Origin of the sequence: Helicobacter pylori NQ4053 (assembly GCF_000274605.1) — a bacterium.
Lineage (GTDB): Bacteria > Campylobacterota > Campylobacteria > Campylobacterales > Helicobacteraceae > Helicobacter > Helicobacter pylori_CV.
In genome coordinates this window covers 21777-44034 of sequence record NZ_AKNV01000001.1, presented here as the reverse complement: position 1 = coordinate 44034, position 22258 = coordinate 21777, and the positions used below count along the sequence as shown (strand labels likewise).

General features: G+C 39.9%; 19 protein-coding genes and 3 pseudogenes. 19 read left to right on the top strand and 3 right to left on the bottom strand.

The features are described from left to right. Positions 1-199: 199 nt before the first annotated feature. Positions 200-1199 (top strand): annotated as a pseudogene (locus AYS37_RS00205) (ABC transporter substrate-binding protein). Positions 1200-1217: 18 nt separating this feature from the next. Here the strand turns inward: AYS37_RS00205 and AYS37_RS00200 are convergent. Continuing rightward, on the bottom strand, positions 1218-2384 hold the full coding sequence (locus AYS37_RS00200; RefSeq protein ID WP_000205899.1) for an FtsW/RodA/SpoVE family cell cycle protein: 1167 nt from the start codon (positions 2382-2384) through the stop codon (positions 1218-1220). Between the two features lie 139 nt (positions 2385-2523). On the opposite strand from AYS37_RS00200, the pseudogene flgB reads away from it, so the two are divergent. From flgB to AYS37_RS09085, 6 genes and pseudogenes are all read left to right on the top strand, one after another. Beyond that, positions 2524-3010, top strand: a pseudogene (flgB, locus tag AYS37_RS00195) (flagellar basal body rod protein FlgB). 12 nt (positions 3011-3022) lie between these two features. After that, complete coding sequence (gene flgC, locus AYS37_RS00190; protein ID WP_000480122.1) at positions 3023-3508, top strand: flagellar basal body rod protein FlgC; 486 nt, start codon at positions 3023-3025, stop codon at positions 3506-3508. 126 nt (positions 3509-3634) lie between these two features. Next, the gene (gene fliE, locus AYS37_RS00185) at positions 3635-3964 is read left to right on the top strand and encodes a flagellar hook-basal body complex protein FliE (protein WP_001147918.1); all 330 of its coding nucleotides are present in this window, start codon (positions 3635-3637) and stop codon (positions 3962-3964) included. A 23-nt stretch (positions 3965-3987) separates the two neighbouring features. Further along, a complete protein-coding gene (locus AYS37_RS07915; protein WP_001874409.1) occupies positions 3988-4113 on the top strand; it encodes a hypothetical protein in 126 nt (41 codons plus the stop codon). 6 nt (positions 4114-4119) lie between these two features. Next, on the top strand, positions 4120-5967 hold the full coding sequence (locus AYS37_RS00180) for a peptidoglycan D,D-transpeptidase FtsI family protein (RefSeq protein ID WP_000369052.1): 1848 nt from the start codon (positions 4120-4122) through the stop codon (positions 5965-5967). Between the two features lie 327 nt (positions 5968-6294). After that, positions 6295-6360: pseudogene (locus AYS37_RS09085) on the top strand (AAA family ATPase); the annotation flags it as partial. A 55-nt stretch (positions 6361-6415) separates the two neighbouring features. On the opposite strand, the gene tsf reads toward AYS37_RS09085, so the two are convergent. Next, entirely contained in the window at positions 6416-7483 is a 1068-nt protein-coding gene (tsf, locus tag AYS37_RS00175) for a translation elongation factor Ts (protein WP_000014442.1), read from the bottom strand. Further along, positions 7483-8277 (bottom strand): 30S ribosomal protein S2, encoded by a 795-nt coding sequence (rpsB, locus tag AYS37_RS00170; protein ID WP_000258276.1) that lies wholly within the window; start codon positions 8275-8277, stop codon positions 7483-7485. Before rpsB ends, tsf begins: the two co-directional genes overlap by 1 nt. A 249-nt stretch (positions 8278-8526) precedes the next feature. Here rpsB and AYS37_RS00165 point away from each other — a divergent pair, with 249 nt between their 5' ends. From AYS37_RS00165 to AYS37_RS00110, 12 genes are read left to right on the top strand one after another with little or no spacing between them, the layout of a single operon-like run. Then, entirely contained in the window at positions 8527-11367 is a 2841-nt protein-coding gene (locus AYS37_RS00165) for a RecB-like helicase (RefSeq protein WP_025445959.1), read from the top strand. A 23-nt stretch (positions 11368-11390) separates the two neighbouring features. Further along, positions 11391-12707 (top strand): sodium/proton antiporter NhaA, encoded by a 1317-nt coding sequence (gene nhaA / locus AYS37_RS00160; protein ID WP_001049633.1) that lies wholly within the window; start codon positions 11391-11393, stop codon positions 12705-12707. A gap of 47 nt (positions 12708-12754) precedes the next feature. Further along, complete coding sequence (gene yajC / locus AYS37_RS00155; protein ID WP_000529770.1) at positions 12755-13048, top strand: preprotein translocase subunit YajC; 294 nt, start codon at positions 12755-12757, stop codon at positions 13046-13048. After that, a complete protein-coding gene (gene secD / locus AYS37_RS00150; RefSeq protein WP_000765487.1) occupies positions 13049-14626 on the top strand; it encodes a protein translocase subunit SecD in 1578 nt (525 codons plus the stop codon). An 8-nt stretch (positions 14627-14634) separates the two neighbouring features. Further along, positions 14635-15606 carry a protein translocase subunit SecF gene (gene secF / locus AYS37_RS00145; RefSeq protein ID WP_000418662.1) on the top strand — a complete coding sequence of 324 codons (972 nt, stop codon included), beginning with the start codon at positions 14635-14637 and terminating at the stop codon, positions 15604-15606. A gap of 9 nt (positions 15607-15615) precedes the next feature. After that, a complete protein-coding gene (locus tag AYS37_RS00140) occupies positions 15616-15954 on the top strand; it encodes a DUF6394 family protein (RefSeq protein WP_000383778.1) in 339 nt (112 codons plus the stop codon). Between the two features lie 10 nt (positions 15955-15964). Next, positions 15965-18385 (top strand): leucine--tRNA ligase, encoded by a 2421-nt coding sequence (leuS, locus tag AYS37_RS00135; RefSeq protein WP_000345630.1) that lies wholly within the window; start codon positions 15965-15967, stop codon positions 18383-18385. Continuing rightward, positions 18382-18894: an LPS assembly lipoprotein LptE gene (gene lptE, locus AYS37_RS00130; protein WP_001202105.1), complete on the top strand. Its 513-nt coding sequence runs from the start codon at positions 18382-18384 to the stop codon at positions 18892-18894. The genes leuS and lptE overlap by 4 nt, the downstream gene beginning before the upstream one ends. Further along, positions 18884-20053, top strand: coding sequence for a bifunctional folylpolyglutamate synthase/dihydrofolate synthase (locus AYS37_RS00125; RefSeq protein WP_000798468.1), 1170 nt, complete (start codon positions 18884-18886; stop codon positions 20051-20053). The genes lptE and AYS37_RS00125 overlap by 11 nt, the downstream gene beginning before the upstream one ends. Continuing rightward, positions 20053-20979: a M23B family cell shape-determining DD-metalloendopeptidase Csd2 gene (gene csd2, locus AYS37_RS00120; protein ID WP_001135973.1), complete on the top strand. Its 927-nt coding sequence runs from the start codon at positions 20053-20055 to the stop codon at positions 20977-20979. Before AYS37_RS00125 ends, csd2 begins: the two co-directional genes overlap by 1 nt. 8 nt (positions 20980-20987) lie before the next feature. Beyond that, complete coding sequence (gene csd1, locus AYS37_RS00115; RefSeq protein ID WP_000478074.1) at positions 20988-21926, top strand: peptidoglycan DD-metalloendopeptidase Csd1; 939 nt, start codon at positions 20988-20990, stop codon at positions 21924-21926. Beyond that, positions 21845-22255 (top strand): bactofilin family protein, encoded by a 411-nt coding sequence (locus AYS37_RS00110; RefSeq protein ID WP_000963937.1) that lies wholly within the window; start codon positions 21845-21847, stop codon positions 22253-22255. Before csd1 ends, AYS37_RS00110 begins: the two co-directional genes overlap by 82 nt. Positions 22256-22258 lie beyond the last annotated feature (3 nt).

Here is a 22258-nt window from a genome sequence, read left to right as displayed (position 1 = left end):
ATTAAACCTAAAATAGATTTAATTTTATTATGCTTTCCACTCAATCAGCGGAAACATGGTGGAGTATATTCTTAAAAAGTTAATGAAAAGATATTTCCTTTTAAATTTTAGGATTTTGTGAAAAATAGTTTCATTTTTACTGCTTGTATTTCCTTAATAGTGTTATAATCGCTTCATAAATCATACGAAAGGAATTGTCATGCTAATCGCTCGCTTTAAAAGCCTTAATTTCTTGTTCTTTAGGGGTTCTTCTTGTTTCATCGTTATTAGGCGTGGCTAACGCTTCCAATCAAGAAGTCCAAGTCAAAGATTATTTCGGGGATCAAGCCATCAAGCTTCCTGTTTCTAAAATAATCTACTTGGGTAGCTTTGCAGAAGTGCCTGCTATGTTCCATACTTGGGATAGGGTCGTGGGCATTTCGGATTACGCTTTTAAATCTGATATTGTTAAAGCCACTCTCAAAGATCCTAAACGCATTAAATCCATGAGCAGCGATCATGTGGCGGCGTTGAATGTGGAGCTTTTAAAAAAACTTAGCCCCGATCTTGTGGTAACCTTTGTGGGTAACCCTAAAGCGGTAGAGCATGCGAAAAAATTTGGTATATTATTTCTTTCTTTCCAAGAAAAAACCATTGCAGAGGTCATGGAAGATATTGACGCTCAAGCTAAAGCCTTAGAAGTTGATGCTTCTAAAAAACTAGCCAAAATGCAAGAAACTTTGGATTTCATTGCTGAGCGTTTGAAAGGCGTTAAAAAGAAAAAGGGCGTGGAGCTTTTCCACAAAGCCAATAAGATTAGCGGCCATCAAGCCCTTGATTCAGACATTTTAAAAAAAGGAGGCATAGACAATTTTGGCTTGAAATACGTTAAGTTTGGGCGTGCTGACATTAGCGTGGAAAAAATCGTTAAAGAAAACCCTGAAATCATTTTCATTTGGTGGATAAGCCCACTCACTCCTGAAGACGTGTTAAACAACCCCAAGTTTTCCACTATCAAAGCTATCAAAAACAAGCAAGTCTATAAGCTCCCCACAATGGATATTGGCGGGCCTAGAGCCCCGCTCATTAGTCTTTTTATCGCTTTAAAAGCCCACCCTGAAGCGTTTAAGGGCGTGGATATTAATGCGATAATCAAAGATTACTATAAAGTGGTTTTTGATTTGAATGACGCAGAAGTTGAACCCTTTTTGTGGCACTGATTTTTGAAAGGGGCTAATTTAGCCCTTAATGTATCGCGCTAGGCTTAGAACAAGCCCTATAGCGATGCAATTCGCTAAAAGCGAACTCCCTCCATAGCTCAAAAACGGCACCGCTAGGCCCTTAACCGGAAAAATCCCACCCACCCCAAAGGCGTTGATCACCAAAGAAAACCCTATTAGTAACACCACGCCCACGCAAAATAGCGAATATTTTGGCTCTTTCAAGCGGTTAGCGATCCTAAAAATCAAAACAATCAAAACAGAAAACAAAATAAAACAAACGCATAACCCCAAAAAACCCCATTCTTCGGCGATCCCAGCTAAGACCATGTCCGTATGCACTTCGCTCAAAAACCCAAGCTTGATTTGCCCTAGCCCAAGCCCTTGCCCCAATAACCCCCCATTATGCATGGCATTGCCTGCATGAAAGACTTGATAGGATTCGGGCAAGTCGCTTATTCTAAGAGCGTTCGCTAATCTATCCGGCAAGAGCGTGAAAAGCGAATTTTGCAAATTAGACCACCACAATTTTAGGCGTAAAATCCTATGTTCGCTTGTAACAATCGCTAAAACGCTAATCGCAAGTGCCCCTGAAACAATCAAGCCAAATAAATGCGCACTCCCCCCAGAAAAGACCAATAACACCGCTAAAACCGCCCCCAAAAGAACAATCTGCCCCAAATCGTTTTGCAAAACCCCCACCCCAATCGCTAAGGCTACAAACACCACCGAATAAGGCACAAAAGTGATGAGTTCTTCTTTGACATTAGCCTTTTCTTTTGCCACAAAGGTGCGAGACAAACTCCACGCAAGAAAAAAGGTGAAACCAATCTTTAAAAACTCCAAAGGCGCTAGAGAGAAAAACCCCAAACGAATCCAGCGCTTCGCCCCCCCAGCACTACTAGAAAGACTTTCTGGCAAAAAAAACATGCCAATAATGAGTAATGATGGGACAAAAAGGAGAAAAAACCCCAAACGGCTAAACCACTTGCTAGGATCAACCCTAGACAACCCCCACATGATAACAATCCCTATGATCGCACTCACAAGCTGGCGTATGAAAAAATGGAATTCCCCATAATGATACAGCACCACTGTGGTGTAAGTTGAGAGCGAATAGCTCATCAATACCCCCAAAAAAATCAATAGCGAAGCGCAAAAAAACAGGTTTCTGTCTGTAGTCATTAGGATTTCCTTATTTTGGTTTTTGAATAGGCGTTCTCTTAAGGTATTTTAGGGGTATTTTACACTATAATGGCTCTGAATTGGCTTATCGCTCAAGCTTAAGCATGCTTTGAAATTGATCGCATTCTTTGATGAGGAAATGAGCTATTTTAGGAATGTTTTTTGCATGCTACAATTTGCAAGGGTTTAAAAAAGGGGTTTTGATGGATTTTTCTAAAGCGTTTGGATTGGTTTATAAAGCGTTGGATTATAGGGCTTTAAGGCAGGATATGATCGCTTCTAACATCGCTAATGTGGACACCCCTTTTTACAGGCCAAAGGATTTGGATTTTGAAAGCGTTTTAGCGGAGAAAAAAGCGGAAATTTTTGAAAACCAATCCAGTAAAGTTTTGCCTTTAGCCCACACTAATCCTAGGCATTTAGACTTTGAAAATAGCGCTAAAAATGGGGCGAGCCTTTTTTTTAGGGATGGGCATTTGGCTAAAAATGATGGCAACAGCGTGGATTTGGACATTGAAACGAGTGAAATGGGCAAGAACTCTACCATGTATTTAGCCTTGAGTTCGGCCTTAAAAAAGTATCGAGGCGTGATCAATTACGCCATTGATTCTAGTAAGAATTTATAGTTAAGGGAAAGCATGTTTTTATCTTCTTTTGATATTAGCGGTTATGGCTTGTCCGCCCAACGCTTAAGGGCTAATTTGATTTCTTCTAATATCGCTAACGCTAACACCACACGCACGAGCGAAGGAGGCCCTTATAGGAGGCAAGAAGCGGTGTTTAGGGCTTTTGATTTCAACGAGGTTTTAAACCAAAAAATCGCCCAAAACAATCAAATTACCCCCTATGAAGACCCCTTAGATGAAGGCGATGATAACCCCTTAATCCCCATTACAAGCGTGGTGGTGGATAAGATTGTGCGCGATGATAGCGAGCCGTTGATGAAATACGATCCCAGCCACCCTGACGCTAACGCTCAAGGCTATGTGGCTTACCCCAATGTGAATGCGGTGGTTGAAATGGCGGACTTAGTGGAAGCGACTAGAGCCTATCAGGCCAATGTTGCAGCCTTTCAAAGCGCTAAAAACATGGCGCAAAACGCGATTGGCATGTTACAAACATGAACGATTTTCAACAATTTATGGTAGTATAAGGAAATTTAGGTAGTATTAGCCAAAGATCAGTAGAATACAAAATGAATAAGATATTTAATAAAGTTAAATTTTTAAAAAAGAGCTTAAGGAGGTTCTATGCAAGCCATACACAATGATAAAAGCTTATTGAGTCCTTTCTCTGAGCTTAACACGGACAACAGGACTAAAAGAGAAGAATCAGGTAGCACCTTTAAAGAACAAAAAGGTGGGGAGTTTTCTAAACTCTTGAAACAATCTATCAATGAGCTTAACAACACTCAAGAGCAATCTGATAAAGCTTTAGCCGACATGGCGACAGGGCAAATCAAAGACTTGCACCAAGCGGCTATCGCCATAGGGAAGGCTGAAACGAGCATGAAACTCATGCTTGAAGTGCGCAACAAAGCGATTAGCGCTTATAAAGAGCTTTTAAGAACGCAGATCTAGTCTCTTAAGTGGCTTCTCTTTAAATGATCGCTTGGTCCTTTTTAAAGAGAGGGTTTGTTGTTGCTACACCCCATTTTAACAGATTTTGCCATCAAAAATTCATGCTCTCATGCGTTGTGAAAATCCAACGCCACGCCATTTTCAAGTAAGCGTTCATGGATAATAAAAACATTGATCCCAACTTCAATCCAGAGCAATTTTTAGAAACCCAAAAATACAAGGGCATGGTTACGGCCTTAATCTTTTTATTGCTTTTTTTTATTTTTTTAATGGTGGCTTTTAAAAAAGCTTTTTTTGCCCAAGCCAACATGCCCACTCTAGTGATGAGCAAACAAGACACTGCGACTAGGGGGACTATCTATAGTCAAGACAACTACAGCCTGGCCGCTTCGCAAACCCTTTTCAAACTGGGCTTTGACACGAGGTTTTTAAACCCGGATAAAGAAGATTTTTTCATTGATTTCCTCTCTATTTATAGCAATATCCCTAAAAAGTCCTTAAAAGACGCCATCAATACGAAAGGTTATATTATTCTAGCCTATGATCTCACGCCCAATATGGCCGCTAATATTAGGGACTTGAATAAGAAATTTTTAACCTTTGGGGTTTTTCAAAATTTCAAAGACGCGCACGATAAAGTGTGGCAAAAACAAGGGCTAAACATTGAAGTGAGCGGCGTTTCTAGGCATTACCCTTATCAAAATAGCCTAGAGCCAATCATTGGTTATGTGCAAAAACAAGAAGAAGACAAACTCACTTTAACTACCGGTAAAAAAGGCGTTGAAAAATCTCAAGATCACTTGCTTAAAGCCCAACAAAATGGCATAAGAACAGGCAAAAGAGATGTGAGTTTTAACTTTATCCAAAACCACTCTTACACAGAGGTTGAAAGGCTTGATGGCTATGAGGTGTATTTGAGCGTTCCTTTAAAACTCCAAAGAGAAATTGAAACCCTATTAGATAAAACTAAAGACAAACTCAAGGCTAAAGAAATCCTAGTGGGTATCATTAACCCTAAAAGTGGGGAAATCTTATCGCTAGCTTCAAGCAAGCGCTTCAATCCTAACGCCATTAAAACCAGCGATTATGAAAGCTTGAATTTGAGCGTTGCCGAAAAGGTTTTTGAGCCAGGCAGCACGATCAAACCCATTGTTTATTCCTTGCTGTTAGACAAGAATTTAATCAACCCTAAAGAACGCATTGATTTAAACCATGGCTATTACCAATTAGGAAAATACACCATTAAAGACGACTTTATCCCCAGTAAAAAAGCCGTTGTGGAAGACATTTTGATCCAATCTAGCAATGTGGGCATGATAAAAATCAGTAAAAACTTAAACCCAGAGGATTTCTATAACGGGCTTTTAGGCTATGGATTTTCTCAAAAAACGGGCATTGACTTATCCTTAGAAGCCACAGGAAAGATCCCTCCTTTGTCCGCTTTCAAGCGTGAAGTGTTAAAGGGGAGCGTCTCTTATGGCTATGGGTTGAACGCGACTTTTTTGCAGCTTTTAAGGGCTTATGCGGTGTTTTCTAATGAAGGCAAATTGACTACCCCTTATTTAGTGCAACGAGAAACCGCCCCTAATGGCGATATTTACATCCCTAGCCCCAAACCCACTTTTCAAGTCATTAGCCCCAAAAGCGCTAGGAAAATGAAAGAAACCTTAATCAAAGTGGTTCGTTATGGCACAGGCAAAAACGCTCAATTTGAAGGGCTATACATAGGGGGCAAAACGGGCACGGCTAGGGTTGCTAAAAACGGGAGTTATAGCGTGCAGTCCTACAACAGCTCTTTTTTTGGGTTCGCTGAAGATGAAAGGCAGGTTTTTACCATCGGCGTGGTTATCTTAGGTTCGCATGGCAAGGAAGAATATTACGCCAGCAAGATTGCAGCCCCTATTTTTAAAGAAATCACCGAAATTTTAGTGCGTTACAATTATCTATCGCCCTCTATTGCGATTCAAAATGCGTTGGAGAAAAACCGCTTTAAAATAAAATAAAAGGCTCTTTTCAACCCAAACTCCAAAAAAGGAGTCTTAAGTTGCCGGCTCTGTGGTATTAAGGCCAAATTTAGAGAATAGATTAGAAAAAATCTGTTTGAGTTAGATTGAACCCAATTAAATAAAATGAGACTTGCATGATCCCTAGAAAGACAATCAAAACTAACCCTTAAATCAAAAAAAAATGCGGATTAACTTGTTATTGCAATTTAAACGCAAGGTTTACAATAGGCGAGTGTTCAAAATTTAATCAAAATAATGTAAAATTAGAGCAATTATACCGATGTCTAGTGGCATCAATTCAAGCTAACTAAAAGGCGAATTTAAATGATTAAAAGCATAGAGATTGAAAATTACAAAAATTTTAAGCACCTTAAAATGGAAAATTTTAAATAAAGAAAGTTGAAAAGTTAGAAGAAACAACCTTTAAAGGTTGTTTTCTAAAATCTCACTTCATTTGCAAAGCCACTTCTTCAGCGAAATTCTCTGTCTTTTTCTCAATGCCTTCGCCCAATTCAAAACGCACATACTCAGTGATTGTTAAATCATCATCCCACTCTTTGGAACAATCAGCGATGACTTGAGCGATAGTTTTTTTATCGTCCATGACATAGAATTGCCCTAAAAGGGTTAGGCGTTGATCAATAAGGGTGTTATCAGCGATAAACCTTTCCATTTTTCCAGGAACGATTTTATCCCAGATTTTTTCAGGCTTGCCCTGCTCTTTTAATTCATTTTCAAAAGCCTTTTTTTGATGGGCTAAAACTTCATCGCTCAATTCAATGCGGCTCCCAAAAGTGGGGATGTTTTTCAAAGGTTTGCCCAAGCGTTTAGCCTCTTCATTGTCTTTTTCAATTTCAGCGATCAAGGCTAAAGTTTCTTTTTTGACAAAATCAAGGCTAAAGTCTTTGCAATCTAGCACTTGAGGTTTCATCGCTGCGGCATGCATAGCGATGTTTCGGGCTAATTCCACCACTTTTGGAGCGTTTTTCTCATTATCGTATTTTATACCGATTAACACGCCCACTCTGGCGTTAGAATGCGCATAACCATTGATGATATGAGAGCTGGGGGCTTTTAAATGAGCGATTTTTCTCACTAAAATGTTTTCACCAATCACAGCGATTTGAGAGTGCAAATATTCTTCAAAAGGCTTGTTGTCTAACGGGCTTTTAAGCAGTTCTTCTGTGGTATGGATATTATGGGCTTTGATCGTTTCTAAAGTTTTTTTAACCAATTCCTTAAAGCCCTCATTTTTAGCCACAAAATCCGTTTCGCTATTGATTTCTACCATCATTGCGCTTTTAAAATCAGGCGCTACTTCTAAAGCGACCACGCCCTCAGCAGCGATCCTATCGGCTTTTTTAGCGGCTTTACTCAAGCCTTTTTCGCGCAAGAAATCAATGGCCTTTTGCAAATCCCCAGCCACTTCTACAAGGGCTTTTTTGCAATCCATCATGCCCGCATCGGTTAAGTCCCTTAATTTTTTAACTAATTGAGCGCTAATTCCTGACATTATTCGGCTCCTTGAGTGATTTCTTTTTGGATTTCAGCGAGCATTTCTTCTTTTTCTTCATTGCTCACGAACTCTATCTCTTCGCTATTTTCATCCGCATGGACAATTTCTTCTTGCATGAGTTCTCGCCCCTCTAAAATCGCTTCGCTCATTTCTTTACAAAATAGCCTAATAGAGCGGATCGCATCGTCATTTCCAGGAATGGGGTAATCCACTAAATCAGGGTCGCAGTTAGTGTCTAAGGGAGCCACGATAGGGATATGGAGTTTCCTTGCTTCAGCGACAGCGATTTTTTCTTTAGCCACATCAATCACAAAAATCATATCAGGGATTTTTTTCATGTGGCGCACCCCGCCAAGATATTTATCCAACTTTTCTTTTTTCCTTAAGATCATGAGTTTTTCTTTTTTAGTCAATAGATCAATTTGACCGCTATTTTCCATTTCTTCAATGATTTCTAATTTTCTCACCGATTTTCTAATGGTGCTAAAATTAGTCAGCATGCCACCAAGCCAGCGGTAATTGACATAAGGGACTTGAATGCTTTCAGCAAATTCTTTCAAAGTCTCATTGGCTTGTTTTTTAGTGCCTACAAACATGATGCTCTTGCCTTGAGCGCTCGCATCGCGCACGATATTATAGGTGTATCTAAAGTAGCGCAAGGTTTTTTGCAAATCAATAATATGGATATTTTTCCTAACGCCAAAAATGAATTTTTTGGTTTTAGGGTTCCAACGCCTTGTTTGGTGTCCAAAATGCACACCGCATTCTAATAAATCTTTCATGGTTACCATGAGAATATTCTCCTTAAAGTTATTTTGGTTCTCTTCCTCCATGCTCATTTGATTCTTAAATTTCTTAAGAACACCTAAATACAAGGATTAGCATGTGTGAATTTGACGCTGTCTTTGCCTTGTTCCTATAAAAATGATAGAAAAACGACAAAACCCCATGATTATAGCAAAAGATTAGGGTTTTTTAGCTTAAGTAAAAAAGGCTTTTAGGTTATAATAAAGACAAAATAGAAATTTGGGGTAGCTCTAATGGATACAAAAAGACAATGCATGGCTTTAAAGGCTTCAGCAGGGAGCGGGAAGACTTTCGCTTTGAGCGTGCGGTTTTTAGCCCTATTGTTTAAGGGGGCTAATCCTAGCGAGATTTTAACGCTCACTTTCACTAAAAAAGCCACCGCCGAAATGAAAGAGCGCATTTTAGACTATTTAAAAATTTTGCAACAAGAAAACCTTGAGAGCGAAAAAGAAAAATCCCAAAATATCCTAAAAGAATTAGAAGAAAAATACCATTTAGACCCTAGCTTGGTGCGAAATAGCGCTCAAAAAATCTACCAACGCTTTTTAAACGCTGAAATCAGAATCAGCACCATTGATGCGTTTTTTCAAAGCATTTTAAGGAAATTTTGCTGGTTTGTGGGGTTGAGCGCGAATTTTGAAGTCAATGAAGACACAGAAGCACACCAACGACAACTTAATGAGGGTTTTTTGAGCGCTTTAAATAACGAACAGCTTGAAGAATTGAGCGTTTTTATCGCTCAATGCTTAAGTTATGATAATTACACAAGCGATTCCATTTTAGAGCGGTTGCGTTTTTTAAAAAACAAGCTCTATTTATTTGATCCTAATAAGAGAGAGCCTGCATTTGATGAAGAGGGTTTTTTAGAAAAACTAAGGAGCTTAAACGAACAAATTCAAAGCATAGAAACAGCGTCAGATAGGGCTAAAACAGCCATTAAATGCGATAGTTTTAGGGGATTTTTAAACAGCTCTTTAACCTGGCTTGAAAAAAAGAGCGAATATCAATCTTTCAAAAAACTTAAAAGTGAAATCCCCACTTTAGAGAGCGAATGCAAAGAGATTGAAAACGATTTAAAACGCTATTATGAAGCCAAAGAAACCGCAATATTTAAAAAATTCCCTAAATTCATCCAGCTTTATGATAACGCCACTTCTAAAATCCAAGCCTTAGATTTTGATGCGATTAAAGATAAGGTTCATGTCTTATTGAATGGTTATGAAGAAATGCCGGCGGAGTTTTTTTATTTCAGGTTGGACAGCAAGATCGCGCACATTTTGATTGATGAATTTCAAGACACGAGCTTGAACGATTATAAGATTTTAGCCCCTTTTATTGATGAGATTAAAGCCGGGATAGGGCAAGCTAAATGGCACAGGAGCGTGTTTTTTGTGGGCGATGTCAAGCAGAGCATTTATGCCTTTAGGGGGAGTTTTAGCTCCTTATTTGAAAGCGTTTCTAAGGATTTTTACCACGATAATTTACAATTCAACCACCGCAGTGCGCCTTTAATCATTAATTACGTGAACACCATTTTTAAAAAAGCTTATCAAAATTCCCCCACCGCTTATTTGGAGCAAAAATACCCTAAAGCTTCCAACAATAAACATGTTACAGACGGCTATGTTAAAGTCTCTTTAGTGGCTGATGAAAGAGAATTGTTATTAGAACAAATCTTACAAGAAGCTCAAAACCTTTTAGATCATCGTATTGATCCTAAAGACATTACCATTTTATGCGCCACTAATGACGACGCTTTAGAAATCAAAAATTATTTGCAAGAGTATTTGAGCGCAATTTGCCCAAGCACGGAATCTAGCGCGAGATTGTCTCAATTTGTAGAGTCTAAAATCATTAAGAACGCTTTAAAATACGCTTTAGCGGAAGAACCTTACAAGCCCTTTTATAAGCACAGCGTTTTAAAACTCGCCGGATACTTGCATGATGATGCGATCGTTCTACCCAGTTTTAACCCCAAAAAAGAGAGCGTGGCAAGCTTTGTGTGGAAAATTATGGAATTGTTTGAGCTTTATGAAGAGCCTGCACAAATCTGCTTGGAATTAGCCATTGGGTGCGAAGACGCCGATGGATTTTTAGAAAAATTAGAAGCTAAAGCGATCGCTTCTTTCAATTTAAAAGGTGCTCAAATCATGACCATTCACAAATCTAAAGGCATGCAATTCCCTTATGTGATCGTGTGCGAACGCTTGGGCAAGCCTAATTCAAGCCATTCCAATCAACTCCTTGAAGAATATGACGGCGCAGAGCTTCTTCGCCTTTATTACAGAATGAAAAATCGTGAGGTCGTGGATAAAGATTACGCTAGGGCTTTAAATAAAGAAGAAGCGGCTAAAGATCATGAAGAAATTAATGTGTATTATGTCGCATTCACTAGGGCTGAGTTAGGGCTGATTGTCGTGGCCAAAGACAAAAAAGAAAGCAAAAAAGAAAGCAAAAACAAAACAATGCACGAAAAATTGGATCTTTTGCCTTTAGAAGAGGGAGAAATTATGCCGGTTATTTCTCCACAAAAAGAGCCTTTAATTACAAGTGCTCTCATCAAGCCCCATGCCTATGGCGAGCAAGTCCAAGAAATAGAAGAAGAGCCAGATAGCGATTATGAAAAGAATAACGACCAGGAAGCGATCAACTTTGGTATCGCCTTGCACAAGGGATTAGAATACCAATACGCTTATAACATTCCTAAAAAAAGCGTTTTAGAATATTTAAACTACCATCATGGTTTTTATGGTTTGGATCATCAAGCGTTAGAAGAGAGTTTAGAGCTTTTTGAAAACGATGCAGAAATACAAGCTCTTTTTAAAAATCATGCCTTAAAGGGCGAAGCGGCTTTTTTATTTGAAGGGGTTGTGTCTAGGATTGATGTTTTATTGTGGGATAGGGGGCAAAATTTGTATGTTTTAGATTACAAAAGCTCTCAAAATTACCAGCAAAGCCATAAAGCGCAAGTGTCTCATTACGCTGAGTTTTTGCGAACTCAAGCCCCCCATTTTAAGATACAAGCGGGCATTATTTACGCTCATAAAAGACTGCTTGAAAAATTATGGGTTTGAAAATAAAAATTTTAAGGTTGTCTATGAATCTCAAAAAAACAGAAAACGCGCTCAGTTTGACGCTTAAGAACTTCATTAAAAGCGAGTCTTTTGGGGGGATTTTCCTCTTTTTAAACGCTGTTTTAGCGATGGTGGTGGCTAATTCGTTTTTAAAAGAAGGTTATTTTGCGCTATGGCACACCCCTTTTGGGTTTCAAGTAGGGGATTTTTTTATCGGCTTTAGTTTGCATAATTGGATTGATGATGTCTTAATGGCGTTATTCTTTTTAATGATAGGCTTAGAGATCAAGCGAGAGTTGTTATTTGGGGAATTATCCAGTTTTAAAAAAGCTTCTTTCCCTGTGATTGCGGCTCTTGGGGGCATGATAGCTCCAGGATTGATTTATTTTTTTCTTAACGCTAACACGCCTTCTCAGCATGGTTTTGGGATCCCTATGGCGACGGATATTGCGTTCGCTTTAGGCGTGATCATGCTTTTAGGCAAGAGGGTGCCAACCGCCTTAAAGGTTTTTTTAATCACTCTAGCGGTGGCTGATGACTTGGGGGCTATTGTGGTAATCGCGCTCTTTTATACCACGAATTTAAAATTCGCATGGCTTTTAGGGGCTTTAGGGGTGGTTTTTGTTTTAGCTGTATTAAATCGTTTGAATATGCGCTCGCTTATCCCTTACTTGCTTTTAGGGGTGTTGCTTTGGTTTTGCGTGCATCAAAGCGGTATCCATGCGACAATCGCTGCAGTGGTTCTAGCTTTTATGATACCGGTGAAAATCCCTAAAGATTCTAAAAATGGAGAGCTTTTGGAATTGGGCAAGCGATACGCAGAAACGAGTTCAGGAGCGCTTTTGACCAAAGAGCAGCAAGAAATCTTGCATTCTATTGAAGAAAAAGCGAGCGCTTTACAAAGCCCCTTAGAAAGATTGGAGCATTTTTTAGCCCCCATCAGCGGGTATTTCATCATGCCCTTATTCGCGTTTGCAAACGCTGGGGTGAGCGTTGATTCTAGCATCAATTTAGAAGTGGATAAGGTGCTTTTAGGGGTTATTTTAGGGCTTTGTTTGGGTAAGCCTTTGGGGATTTTCTTAATCACTTTTATAAGCGAAAAGCTTAAAATCACCGCGCGCCCTAAAGGCATCAGCTGGTGGCATATTTTAGGGGCTGGGCTTTTAGCAGGGATTGGCTTTACCATGTCTATGTTTATTTCTAATCTGGCCTTCACGAGCGAACATAAAGACGCTATGGAAGTGGCAAAAATTGCGATTTTGCTCGGATCTTTGATTTCTGGGATCATAGGGGCTTTGTATTTATTCGCACTAGACAAAAGAGCGGCTTTAAAGAAATAGTTAAAAATGCTATAATTTGAGATTAAAACATCTTTTGAGGAAATTAAATGGGACAAATTAAAGACATTCTAACGACGCTTTTACCCCTTGTGGTGTTGTTTCTTATTTTTTATTTTTTGATTGTTCGCCCGCAACGCCAGCAACAAAAAAAGCATAAAGAAATGATAGAGGGTTTGACTAAGGGCGATAAAATCGTTACTCAAGGAGGGCTCATCGTTGAGGTGCTTAAAGCGGAAGCGAATTTTTTTAGCGTGAAGCTCAATGATGACACCACCGCTAAACTTTCTAAAAACTATGTAGCGTTCAAATTAGACGAAGAAACAACACCCAACAACAACTGAATGAAACTTTTTAACTCTCGTTTAATCGTTTTTATTTGCGCGCTTCTTTTAGGGGTAGGGTTTTCTGTGCCTTCTTTACTAGAGACTAAAGGCCCTAAAATCACTTTAGGTTTGGATTTAAGGGGGGGGTTAAACATGCTTTTAGGGGTGCAAACCGATGAGGCTTTAAAAAACAAGTATTTAAGCTTGGCGTCCGCTTTAGAATACAACGCTAAAAAGCAAAATATCTTGCTTAAAGACATTAAATCCAGCCTAGAAGGGATCAGTTTTGAGCTTTTAGATGAAGATGAAGCGAAAAAATTAGACGTGCTTTTATTGGAATTGCAAGGCCATAGCCAGTTTGAAATCAAAAAAGAAGCGGAATTTTATAGCGTGAAGCTCACCCCTTTAGAGCAAGAAGAATTGCGTAAAAACACGATTTTGCAAGTGATAGGGATCATTCGTAACCGCTTGGATCAATTTGGTTTGGCAGAGCCTGTAGTCATCCAGCAAGGTAAAGAAGAAATTTCGGTGCAATTGCCCGGCATTAAGACTTTAGAAGAAGAACGGCGCGCTAAAGAATTGATTTCAAGATCCGCTCATTTGCAGATGATGGCAGTGGATGAAGAACACAATAAAGATGCGATGAAAATGACGGATTTAGAGGCTCAAAAATTAGGCAGCGTGTTGTTGTCTGATGTGGAAATGGGGGGTAAAATCTTACTCAAAGCGATCCCCATTTTAGATGGCGAAATGCTTACAGATGCGAAGGTGGTGTATGATCAAAACAACCAGCCGGTGGTGAGCTTCACTTTAGATGCACAAGGGGCTAAGATTTTTGGGGATTTCTCAGGCGCGAATGTGGGTAAACGCATGGCGATCGTTTTAGACAATAAGGTTTATTCAGCCCCAGTGATTAGGGAGCGTATTGGTGGGGGGAGCGGGCAGATTAGCGGGAATTTTAGCGTGGCTCAAGCGAGCGATTTAGCGATCGCTTTAAGGAGTGGGGCGATGAGCGCTCCCATTCAGGTTTTAGAAAAAAGGATTATAGGCCCGAGTTTAGGGAAAGACAGCATTAAAACTTCCATTATCGCCCTCATTGGGGGCTTTATTTTAGTGATGGGCTTTATGGTGCTTTATTACTCCATGGCGGGAGTGATCGCTTGCATGGCGTTAGTGGTCAATCTTTTTTTGATTGTGGCGGTCATGGCGATTTTTGGAGCGACGCTGACTTTACCGGGAATGGCGGGGATTGTTTTAACCGTGGGGATTGCCGTGGATGCTAATATCATTATCAACGAGCGCATTAGAGAAGTCTTAAGAGAGAATGAGGGCATCGCTAAGGCGATCCATTTAGGCTATATCAATGCGAGTAGAGCGATTTTTGATTCTAATATCACTTCCTTGATCGCTTCAGTATTGCTATACGCTTATGGCACAGGAGCGATTAAAGGCTTTGCCCTAACCACAGGCATTGGGATTTTAGCCTCTATTATCACCGCTATTGTGGGCACGCAAGGGATTTATCAAGCCCTTTTGCCTAAACTCACCCAAACAAAAAGCCTTTACTTTTGGTTTGGCGTGAACAAAAGAGCTTAGGAGGTTTTATGGAATTATTCAAACGAACTAGAATCTTAAGCTTCATGCGTTATTCCAATTATGGGGTGATCGTTTCAGCTATTTTAGCACTTCTAGCGTTAGGGCTTTTGTTTTTCAAAGGGTTTTCTTTAGGGATTGATTTTGCGGGGGGGAGTTTGGTGCAGGTGCGTTACGCTCAAAACGCCCCCATTAAAGAAGTGCGCGATCTGTTTGAAAAAGAAGCTCGCTTTAAAGGCGTGCAAGTGAGCGAATTTGGCTCTAAAGAAGAGATTTTAATCAAATTCCCTTTTGTGGAAACGGCTGAAAATGAAGATCTGAACGCTATCGTGGCTAATATTCTAAAACCCAGTGGCGATTTTGAAATCCGTAAATTTGACACCGTGGGTCCTAGAGTGGGGAGCGAGTTGAAAGAAAAGGGCATTTTGTCGCTGATTTTAGCGTTAATGGCGATCATGGTCTATGTGAGTTTCCGCTATGAATGGCGTTTTGCTTTAGCGAGCGTCATTGCGCTTGTGCATGATGTGATTTTAGTGGCAAGCTCGGTGATTGTTTTTAAGATTGATATGAATTTGGAAGTGATTGCGGCTTTACTCACCTTGATTGGGTATTCCATTAATGATACGATCATTATTTTTGATCGGATCAGAGAAGAAATGCTCTCTCAAAAAACCAAAAACGCCACTCAAGCCATTGATGAAGCCATTTCTAGCACGCTCACGCGCACGCTTTTAACTTCTTTAACCGTGTTTTTTGTGGTGTTGATTTTGTGCGTGTTTGGGAGTAAGATTATTATTGGCTTTTCATTGCCCATGCTAATAGGCACGATTGTAGGGACTTATAGTTCTATTTTCATCGCCCCTAAAGTAGCGTTATTGTTAGGCTTTGATATGCATAAATATTATGAGAATGAGGCTAGAAAAATCAAAAAAGCTCAAGAGAAAGAAAAAATGCGCCGTTTGTATGAGGGCGGTCAAGTTTAAGGAGTTTCTATGGATTGGGGTCGGGTCGTTCATGTGCTGTTCAGCCTTATTTCTTTAACCACCATTGCAGGGTTTTTGTATGAGCCTAATACGGTGGTGTTGTTTGTAGCGCTCGCTTTAAACCTTATTTCCGTTACGCTTAAAATTGGGGTGATCAAGCGTTTCGCTTCAGAGCTATTGGCCAGCTCTTTAGCCACCGTGTTGCACCTCATACCGGCATTTGTGTTTTTACAGATTTTGAATAATTTGGTTACCGCTTACATGCTGATGATCGGGGCGTTGATTAGCAACGCTTTTAGCCTCATCTTTTTGTTGATTGAAAGCGTTGTAACGAGCGAAACGGATTAAGGGGTAGTTGATGGATTTTATCAATATAGAAAAAAAATGGCAAGAATTTTGGTGGAAAAATGAGAGTTTTGAGCCTAAAGACGATTTTAGTCTCCCTAAAAAATACATTTTGAGCATGCTGCCTTATCCTAGTGGGGAAATCCACATGGGGCATGTGCGCAACTACACCATTGGCGATGCGTTGGCACGCTATTATCGTTTGCACCATTACAATGTGCTACACCCTATGGGGTTTGATTCTTTTGGGATGCCTGCGGAAAATGCGGCCATTAAGCATGGTGTCCACCCTAAAACCTGGACTTATGAAAACATTGAAGCCATGCAAAAAGAGTTTGAAGCTTTAGGGTTTTCTTTTTCTAAAAATAGGGAATTCGCCACTTCAGATCCGGATTACACGAAATTTGAACAGCAATTTTTCATTGATTTGTGGGAAAAGGGGCTAATTTATCGCAAGAAAGCCATGCTCAATTGGTGCCCTAACGATAAAACCGTTTTAGCTAATGAGCAAGTCATTGATGGGAGGTGTTGGCGTTGCGATACAGAAGTGATTCAAAAAGAACTCTATCAATATTATTTGAAGATCACAAACTACGCTGAAGAATTACTAAAAGACTTAGAAACTTTAGAAAATCATTGGCCTTCTCAAGTCCTAATCATGCAAAAAAACTGGATAGGGAAATCTAGCGGGTTGCAATTTGGTTTTAAAATCGCTGATGAGTGCTTGAAAGCTTGCAACGGCATTCAAGAAATTGAAGTTTTTACCACAAGAGCGGACACCATTTATGGCGTAACTTACATTGCAATCGCCCCAGAACACCCTTTAGTAGAGCATGCCATTAAGCAAGTGAGCCAAGAAGATTCAAAGATCATTAAAGCGATTTTAAACACGACTCAAAGAGAAAGAGCTTTAGAGAAAAAAGGGGCGTTTTTAGGAATTTATGCTATCCACCCTTTAACGAAGCAAAAAATCCCTGTTTGGGTGGCTAATTTCGCTCTAGCTAATTATGGTTCTGGGGCGTTAATGGGCGTGCCAGCCTGCGATGAAAGGGATTTTGAATTCGCTAATCTTTATCATATCCCTATTAAAGTGATCACTCAAAGCCCTCAAAATTTGCCCCACACCAAAGAAGAGGTTTTAAAAAATAGCGGGGAGTGGAGCGATCTTTCTAGCTCGGTGGCCAGAGAAAAAATCATCGCTTATTTTGAAAAAGAAAATCTCGGTAAAAGGGTGATCAACTACCGCTTGCAAGATTGGGGAGTGAGCCGTCAAAGGTATTGGGGAGCGCCCATTCCTATGATTCATTGCAAACATTGCGGGATTGTGCCTGAAACCCAACTGCCGGTAACTTTACCTGAAGACATTGTGATTGATGGGGAGGGCAATCCGTTAGAAAAGCATGCAAGTTGGAAATTCGCTCAATGCCCTAAATGCCACAAAGACGCTTTAAGAGAAACAGACACCATGGACACTTTCATCCAATCCAGCTGGTATTTCTTGCGTTATACCACCCCCAAAAATCAGCGTGAAAATCAAGCGTTTGATCAAAATTACTTGAAGTATTTCATGCCAGTGGACACTTATATTGGCGGCATTGAACATGCGATTTTGCACTTGTTATACGCGCGCTTTTTCACTAAGGCTTTAAGGGATTTGGGCTATCTTAATTTAGATGAGCCTTTCAAACAGCTCATCACTCAAGGCATGGTCTTAAAAGATGGCGCTAAAATGAGCAAGTCTAAAGGCAATGTCGTCAGCCCTAAAGAGATACTTAAAAAATACGGGGCTGATGCTGCAAGGCTCTTTATCCTTTTTGCTGCCCCGCCGGCTAAAGAATTGGAATGGAATGACAACGCTTTAGAAGGTGCACACCGGTTTATCAAGCGCTTATACGATAAAGCGAACGCCATTAGCCCTACTACTTCTAAGCCTGAATTTAAAGAAGTTGGCCTGAATGAAGCGCAAAAATTAGCCCGCAAAAAAGTCTATGAGGCGTTAAAAAAATCGCATGAAATTTTCAATAAGGCTGAAAGCGCTTATGCGTTTAACACTTTGATCGCAAGTTGTATGGAGGCTTTAAACGCTTTGAGTGCGCAAAGTAATGAGCAAATTTTATGCGAGGGTTATTTTGTGTTGTTGCAAATCTTAGAGCCTATTATCCCACACACCGCATGGGAATTGAGCGAGAGGCTTTTTAAAAGAGAGAATTTCAAGCCTATAGCAATTGATGAAAGCGCTTTAATAGAAGACTTTATGACTTTAGGGCTTACCATTAACGGCAAAAGGCGCGCGGAATTGAAAGTCAATATTAACGCCAGCAAAGAAGAGATTATTGTTTTGGCTAAAAAAGAATTAGAGAAATATTTAGAAAAGGCGAGCGTTAAAAAAGAAATTTATGTGCCTAATAAGCTCGTTAATTTTGTTATCGCATGAGGGCTTTACTTTTTTTTATTTTGTTGTTTTGGTTCAAGGGCTGTGGGTATAAACCCATCGCCGCTTACGCTCAAAACGCGCTTGGCGATAGCGTGTATGTAAAACTCATTGTGAATTTGCCTAACCCTGAAAACTCTGTGGAGTTTAAGGATTTGATGAATCGTTTAGTCGTGCAACGCTTCCAAAACCGCTTAGCGAGTGAAAAGGATGCGGATTCCATTATTATTATAGAAATCACGAATGTAACCGATACGAGTATCACGCAAAATAAAGAAGGCTTTACGACTTTCTATCGCGCGACCGTGTCTGTAAGCTACACTTACGATAACAAAAGAGGCACACAAAAGACTTTTCAAAATAGCGGGTATTACAACTACGCTGTGAATTTGCAAGACCCCCTTAACACCTACCAGAACCGCTATTACGCTATCAATCAGGCTGTGGAACAAACTTTGACTAAATTTGTGGCTCAAATCGCTTATGAAGGGAAATTCAATAATGAAAAATAGCCCTAGATTGAGCGCGTTTTTAGAAACAAAGCCCAAGGAATACCATAAGTTTGACCCTAGCCGCTTCATTCAAATTTATAAAGATTTTAAAAACGCTTTTTTTGAGATTCAAGCGAAAGTCATTCATGTTGTGGGGACTAATGGCAAGGGCAGCACGGGGCGGTTTTTAACCCTTTTATTAGCCGATCAAAATTTTAAGGTGTTGCATTTCACCTCCCCTCATGTTTTTGAATTCAGGGAGCGCTTTTTTTTGAATGGTTCTGTTGTTAAAGAAAGCGTTTTAGAAAACGCCCACCAGCAATTGCAATCGCATGCTTTCAGTAGCGCTTGCTCGTATTTTGAATACACTACCTTACTAGCTGTCATGCTCGCTAAAGATTGCGATTATTTGGTTTTAGAAGCAGGGCTTGGGGGGGAGTTTGACAGCACGAACGCTTTGGAAAAAACCCTAAGCGTTTTCACCCCCATTGATTATGATCATAAGGAATTTTTAGGGGATAGTTTAGAAAGCATTGCGACTACTAAATTAAAGGCGATGGGCCCTCTTAGCATCATCGCTCCCCAACAAGAACTGGTTTTAAATATCGCTCAAAAAATCGCTAAAGAAAAACACGCACAATTGATTGTGGTTCAAAATGAAATTTCAAAAGGAGTGAGGGATTATATTGAACGCCACCATTTAGCCCGTTTTTTAGCGATGAATTTAGAAGTGGCTCTAAAAGCGTTTGAAACGCTATTGCCATGCAATAAACAAGAAGTTTTAAAAAACCTAAAGCCCCTAAATTTAATCGGCCGTTGCGAGCTTTTAAGCCATAATGTCTTAATAGATGTGGGGCATAACCCCCATAGCGCTAAAGCCTTAAAAGAAGAAATCAAACGCATCTTTAACGCTCCAATCGTTTTGATTTATAATTGCTATCAAGATAAAGACGCTTTTTTGGTGCTAGAAATTTTAAAGCCTGTGGTTAAAAAGGTTTTGATTTTAGAATTGCATAATGAAAGAATTATCCAATTAGAAAAACTTAAAGGGATTTTAGAAACTTTAGGGTTAGAACACGCTTTGTTTGAAGATGTGAAAGAAAATGAAAATTATTTGGTGTATGGCTCGTTTCTGGTAGCCAACGCTTTTTATGAACGCTATCCAAAGAAGAGGGATTGATGCCACAAAACCAGCTCATGATCACCATCATTGATGAATCAGGCTCTAAACAGCTCAAATTTTCTAAAAACTTAAAACGCAACCTCATCATTTCTGTTGTCATTTTTTTATTGATCGTGGGGCTTGGCGTAGGGTTTTTAAAATTTTTAATCGCTAAAATGGATACGATGACAAGCGAGAGGAATGCGGTTTTAAGGGATTTTAGGGATTTGTATCAAAAAAATTACGCCCTAGCAAAAGAGATTAAAAACAAGCGAGAAGAGCTTTTTATTGTAGGGCAAAAGATCCGTGGGTTGGAATCCTTGATTGAAGTCAAAAGAGGGGCTAATGGGGGCGTGCATCTTTATGATGAAGTGGATTTAGACAATTTGAATTTGGCTCAAAAACATTTAGCACTCATGCTCATTCCTAATGGCATGCCCTTGAAAACTTATAGTGCGATCAAACCCACCAAAGAAAGGAACCACCCCATTAAAAAAATTAAGGGCGTTGAATCCGGGATCGATTTTATCGCGCCATTGAACACGCCTGTTTATGCGAGCGCTGATGGGATTGTGGATTTTGTGAAGACTCGTTCTAATGCGGGGTATGGGAACTTGGTACGCATTGAGCATGCGTTTGGTTTCAGCTCCATTTACACGCATTTAGATCATGTCAATGTGCAGCCTAAAAGCTTTATCCAAAAAGGGCAGTTGATTGGCTATAGCGGGAAGAGCGGTAATAGCGGCGGTGAAAAATTGCATTATGAAGTGCGCTTTTTGGGTAAAATTTTAGACGCGCAAAAATTTCTAGCATGGGATTTAGATCATTTCCAAAGCGCTTTAGAAGAAAATAAATTTATTGAATGGAAGAATTTGTTTTGGGTTTTAGAAGACATTGTCCAGCTCCAAGAGCATGTGGATAAAGACGCGCTCATAAGCCAGTAAGGATTTTAGTGTTTTTAGACAGGCGTTTGATTGTGATGGTTACGGACTCTAAAGGGAGCCGTTATATTAATGTTCATATCTTATTCCGTCAAATTGGCTTGTATGCGCTGTTGAGCGTTGTGGGATCTTTATTGTTTTTAGGCATTTCGTTATTAGTTTTAAATAAAGAAATTAGAAATATTGAAAAGCAGCATGCTTTAATCACTAAAGAATTTGAGAAAAAAAAAGAGACGAATGAAAAGCTTTCCTTGCAAATGGATGAATTTTTAGACGATTTGCAACTTTCAGGGGAGCGCATCAACGATTTAGAAGAAGTGGTGGGAGTGAATAGGCCTGAAGAAGAAAAAGAAGAGGGCAATTTTTCCAGCCGCTTGGATGTCGCTGGGATTACCGGGCTTCAAAAAAGCTTTATCATGCGCCTTATCCCTAATGACTACCCGCTAGAATCCTATCGGCGCGTTTCAGCTGCCTTTAATAAAAGAATCCACCCTATTTTGCATGTGTTGCACAACCATACCGGGCTTGATTTAAGCACCGCTATTAACACCCCTGTGTATGCGAGCGCGAGCGGGGTAGTGGGGTTAGCGAGCAAAGGGTGGAATGGGGGGTATGGGAATTTGATTAAGGTTTTCCACCCTTTTGGTTTTAAAACCTACTACGCCCATTTGAATAAAATCGTCGTAAAAACGGGCGAATTTGTCAAAAAAGGGCAGTTGATTGGGTATAGTGGTAATACAGGAATGAGTACAGGACCGCATTTGCATTATGAAGTGCGCTTCTTAGATCAACCCATAAACCCCATGAGTTTCACCAAATGGAACATGAAAGATTTTGAAGAAGTTTTTAATAAAGAAAGGAGCATCAGATGGCAATCTTTGATAACAATAATAAATCGGCTAATGCAAAAACAGGACCAGCGACTATCATCGCTCAAGGCACAAAAATAAAGGGTGAGCTTCATTTAGATTACCATTTGCACATAGATGGCGAATTAGAAGGGGTGGTGCATTCTAAAAGCACGGTGGTGATCGGGCAAACCGGCTCGGTAGTGGGTGAGATTTTTGCTAATAAATTAGTGGTCAGTGGCAAGTTCACTGGCACGGTGGAGGCGGAAGTGGTAGAAATCATGCCTTTAGGGCGCCTTGATGGTAAGATCTCTAGCCAAGAGCTTGTGGTGGAAAGGAAAGGGATTTTGATTGGGGAAACTCGCCCTAAAAACCTTCAGGGGGGGGCGTTGTTGATCAATGAGCAAGAAAAGAAGATTGAAAATAAATAGGGA

What these genes read in the sequence shown, in the direction of transcription:
- AYS37_RS00110 (WP_000963937.1), top strand. Translation starts at nt 21,845, where the DNA reads ATGGCAATCTTTGATAACAATAATAAATCGGCTAATGCAAAAACAGGA.
- rpsB (WP_000258276.1), bottom strand. Translation starts at nt 8,277, where the DNA reads ATGGTAACCATGAAAGATTTATTAGAATGCGGTGTGCATTTTGGACAC.
- AYS37_RS00125 (WP_000798468.1), top strand. Translation starts at nt 18,884, where the DNA reads ATGAAAAATAGCCCTAGATTGAGCGCGTTTTTAGAAACAAAGCCCAAG.
- AYS37_RS07915 (WP_001874409.1), top strand. Translation starts at nt 3,988, where the DNA reads ATGATCGCTTGGTCCTTTTTAAAGAGAGGGTTTGTTGTTGCTACACCC.
- AYS37_RS00180 (WP_000369052.1), top strand. Translation starts at nt 4,120, where the DNA reads ATGGATAATAAAAACATTGATCCCAACTTCAATCCAGAGCAATTTTTA.
- secF (WP_000418662.1), top strand. Translation starts at nt 14,635, where the DNA reads ATGGAATTATTCAAACGAACTAGAATCTTAAGCTTCATGCGTTATTCC.
- AYS37_RS00140 (WP_000383778.1), top strand. Translation starts at nt 15,616, where the DNA reads ATGGATTGGGGTCGGGTCGTTCATGTGCTGTTCAGCCTTATTTCTTTA.
- lptE (WP_001202105.1), top strand. Translation starts at nt 18,382, where the DNA reads ATGAGGGCTTTACTTTTTTTTATTTTGTTGTTTTGGTTCAAGGGCTGT.
- AYS37_RS00165 (WP_025445959.1), top strand. Translation starts at nt 8,527, where the DNA reads ATGGATACAAAAAGACAATGCATGGCTTTAAAGGCTTCAGCAGGGAGC.
- tsf (WP_000014442.1), bottom strand. Translation starts at nt 7,483, where the DNA reads ATGTCAGGAATTAGCGCTCAATTAGTTAAAAAATTAAGGGACTTAACC.
- csd2 (WP_001135973.1), top strand. Translation starts at nt 20,053, where the DNA reads ATGCCACAAAACCAGCTCATGATCACCATCATTGATGAATCAGGCTCT.
- flgC (WP_000480122.1), top strand. Translation starts at nt 3,023, where the DNA reads ATGTTTTTATCTTCTTTTGATATTAGCGGTTATGGCTTGTCCGCCCAA.
- fliE (WP_001147918.1), top strand. Translation starts at nt 3,635, where the DNA reads ATGCAAGCCATACACAATGATAAAAGCTTATTGAGTCCTTTCTCTGAG.
- yajC (WP_000529770.1), top strand. Translation starts at nt 12,755, where the DNA reads ATGGGACAAATTAAAGACATTCTAACGACGCTTTTACCCCTTGTGGTG.
- leuS (WP_000345630.1), top strand. Translation starts at nt 15,965, where the DNA reads ATGGATTTTATCAATATAGAAAAAAAATGGCAAGAATTTTGGTGGAAA.
- secD (WP_000765487.1), top strand. Translation starts at nt 13,049, where the DNA reads ATGAAACTTTTTAACTCTCGTTTAATCGTTTTTATTTGCGCGCTTCTT.
- AYS37_RS00200 (WP_000205899.1), bottom strand. Translation starts at nt 2,384, where the DNA reads ATGACTACAGACAGAAACCTGTTTTTTTGCGCTTCGCTATTGATTTTT.
- nhaA (WP_001049633.1), top strand. Translation starts at nt 11,391, where the DNA reads ATGAATCTCAAAAAAACAGAAAACGCGCTCAGTTTGACGCTTAAGAAC.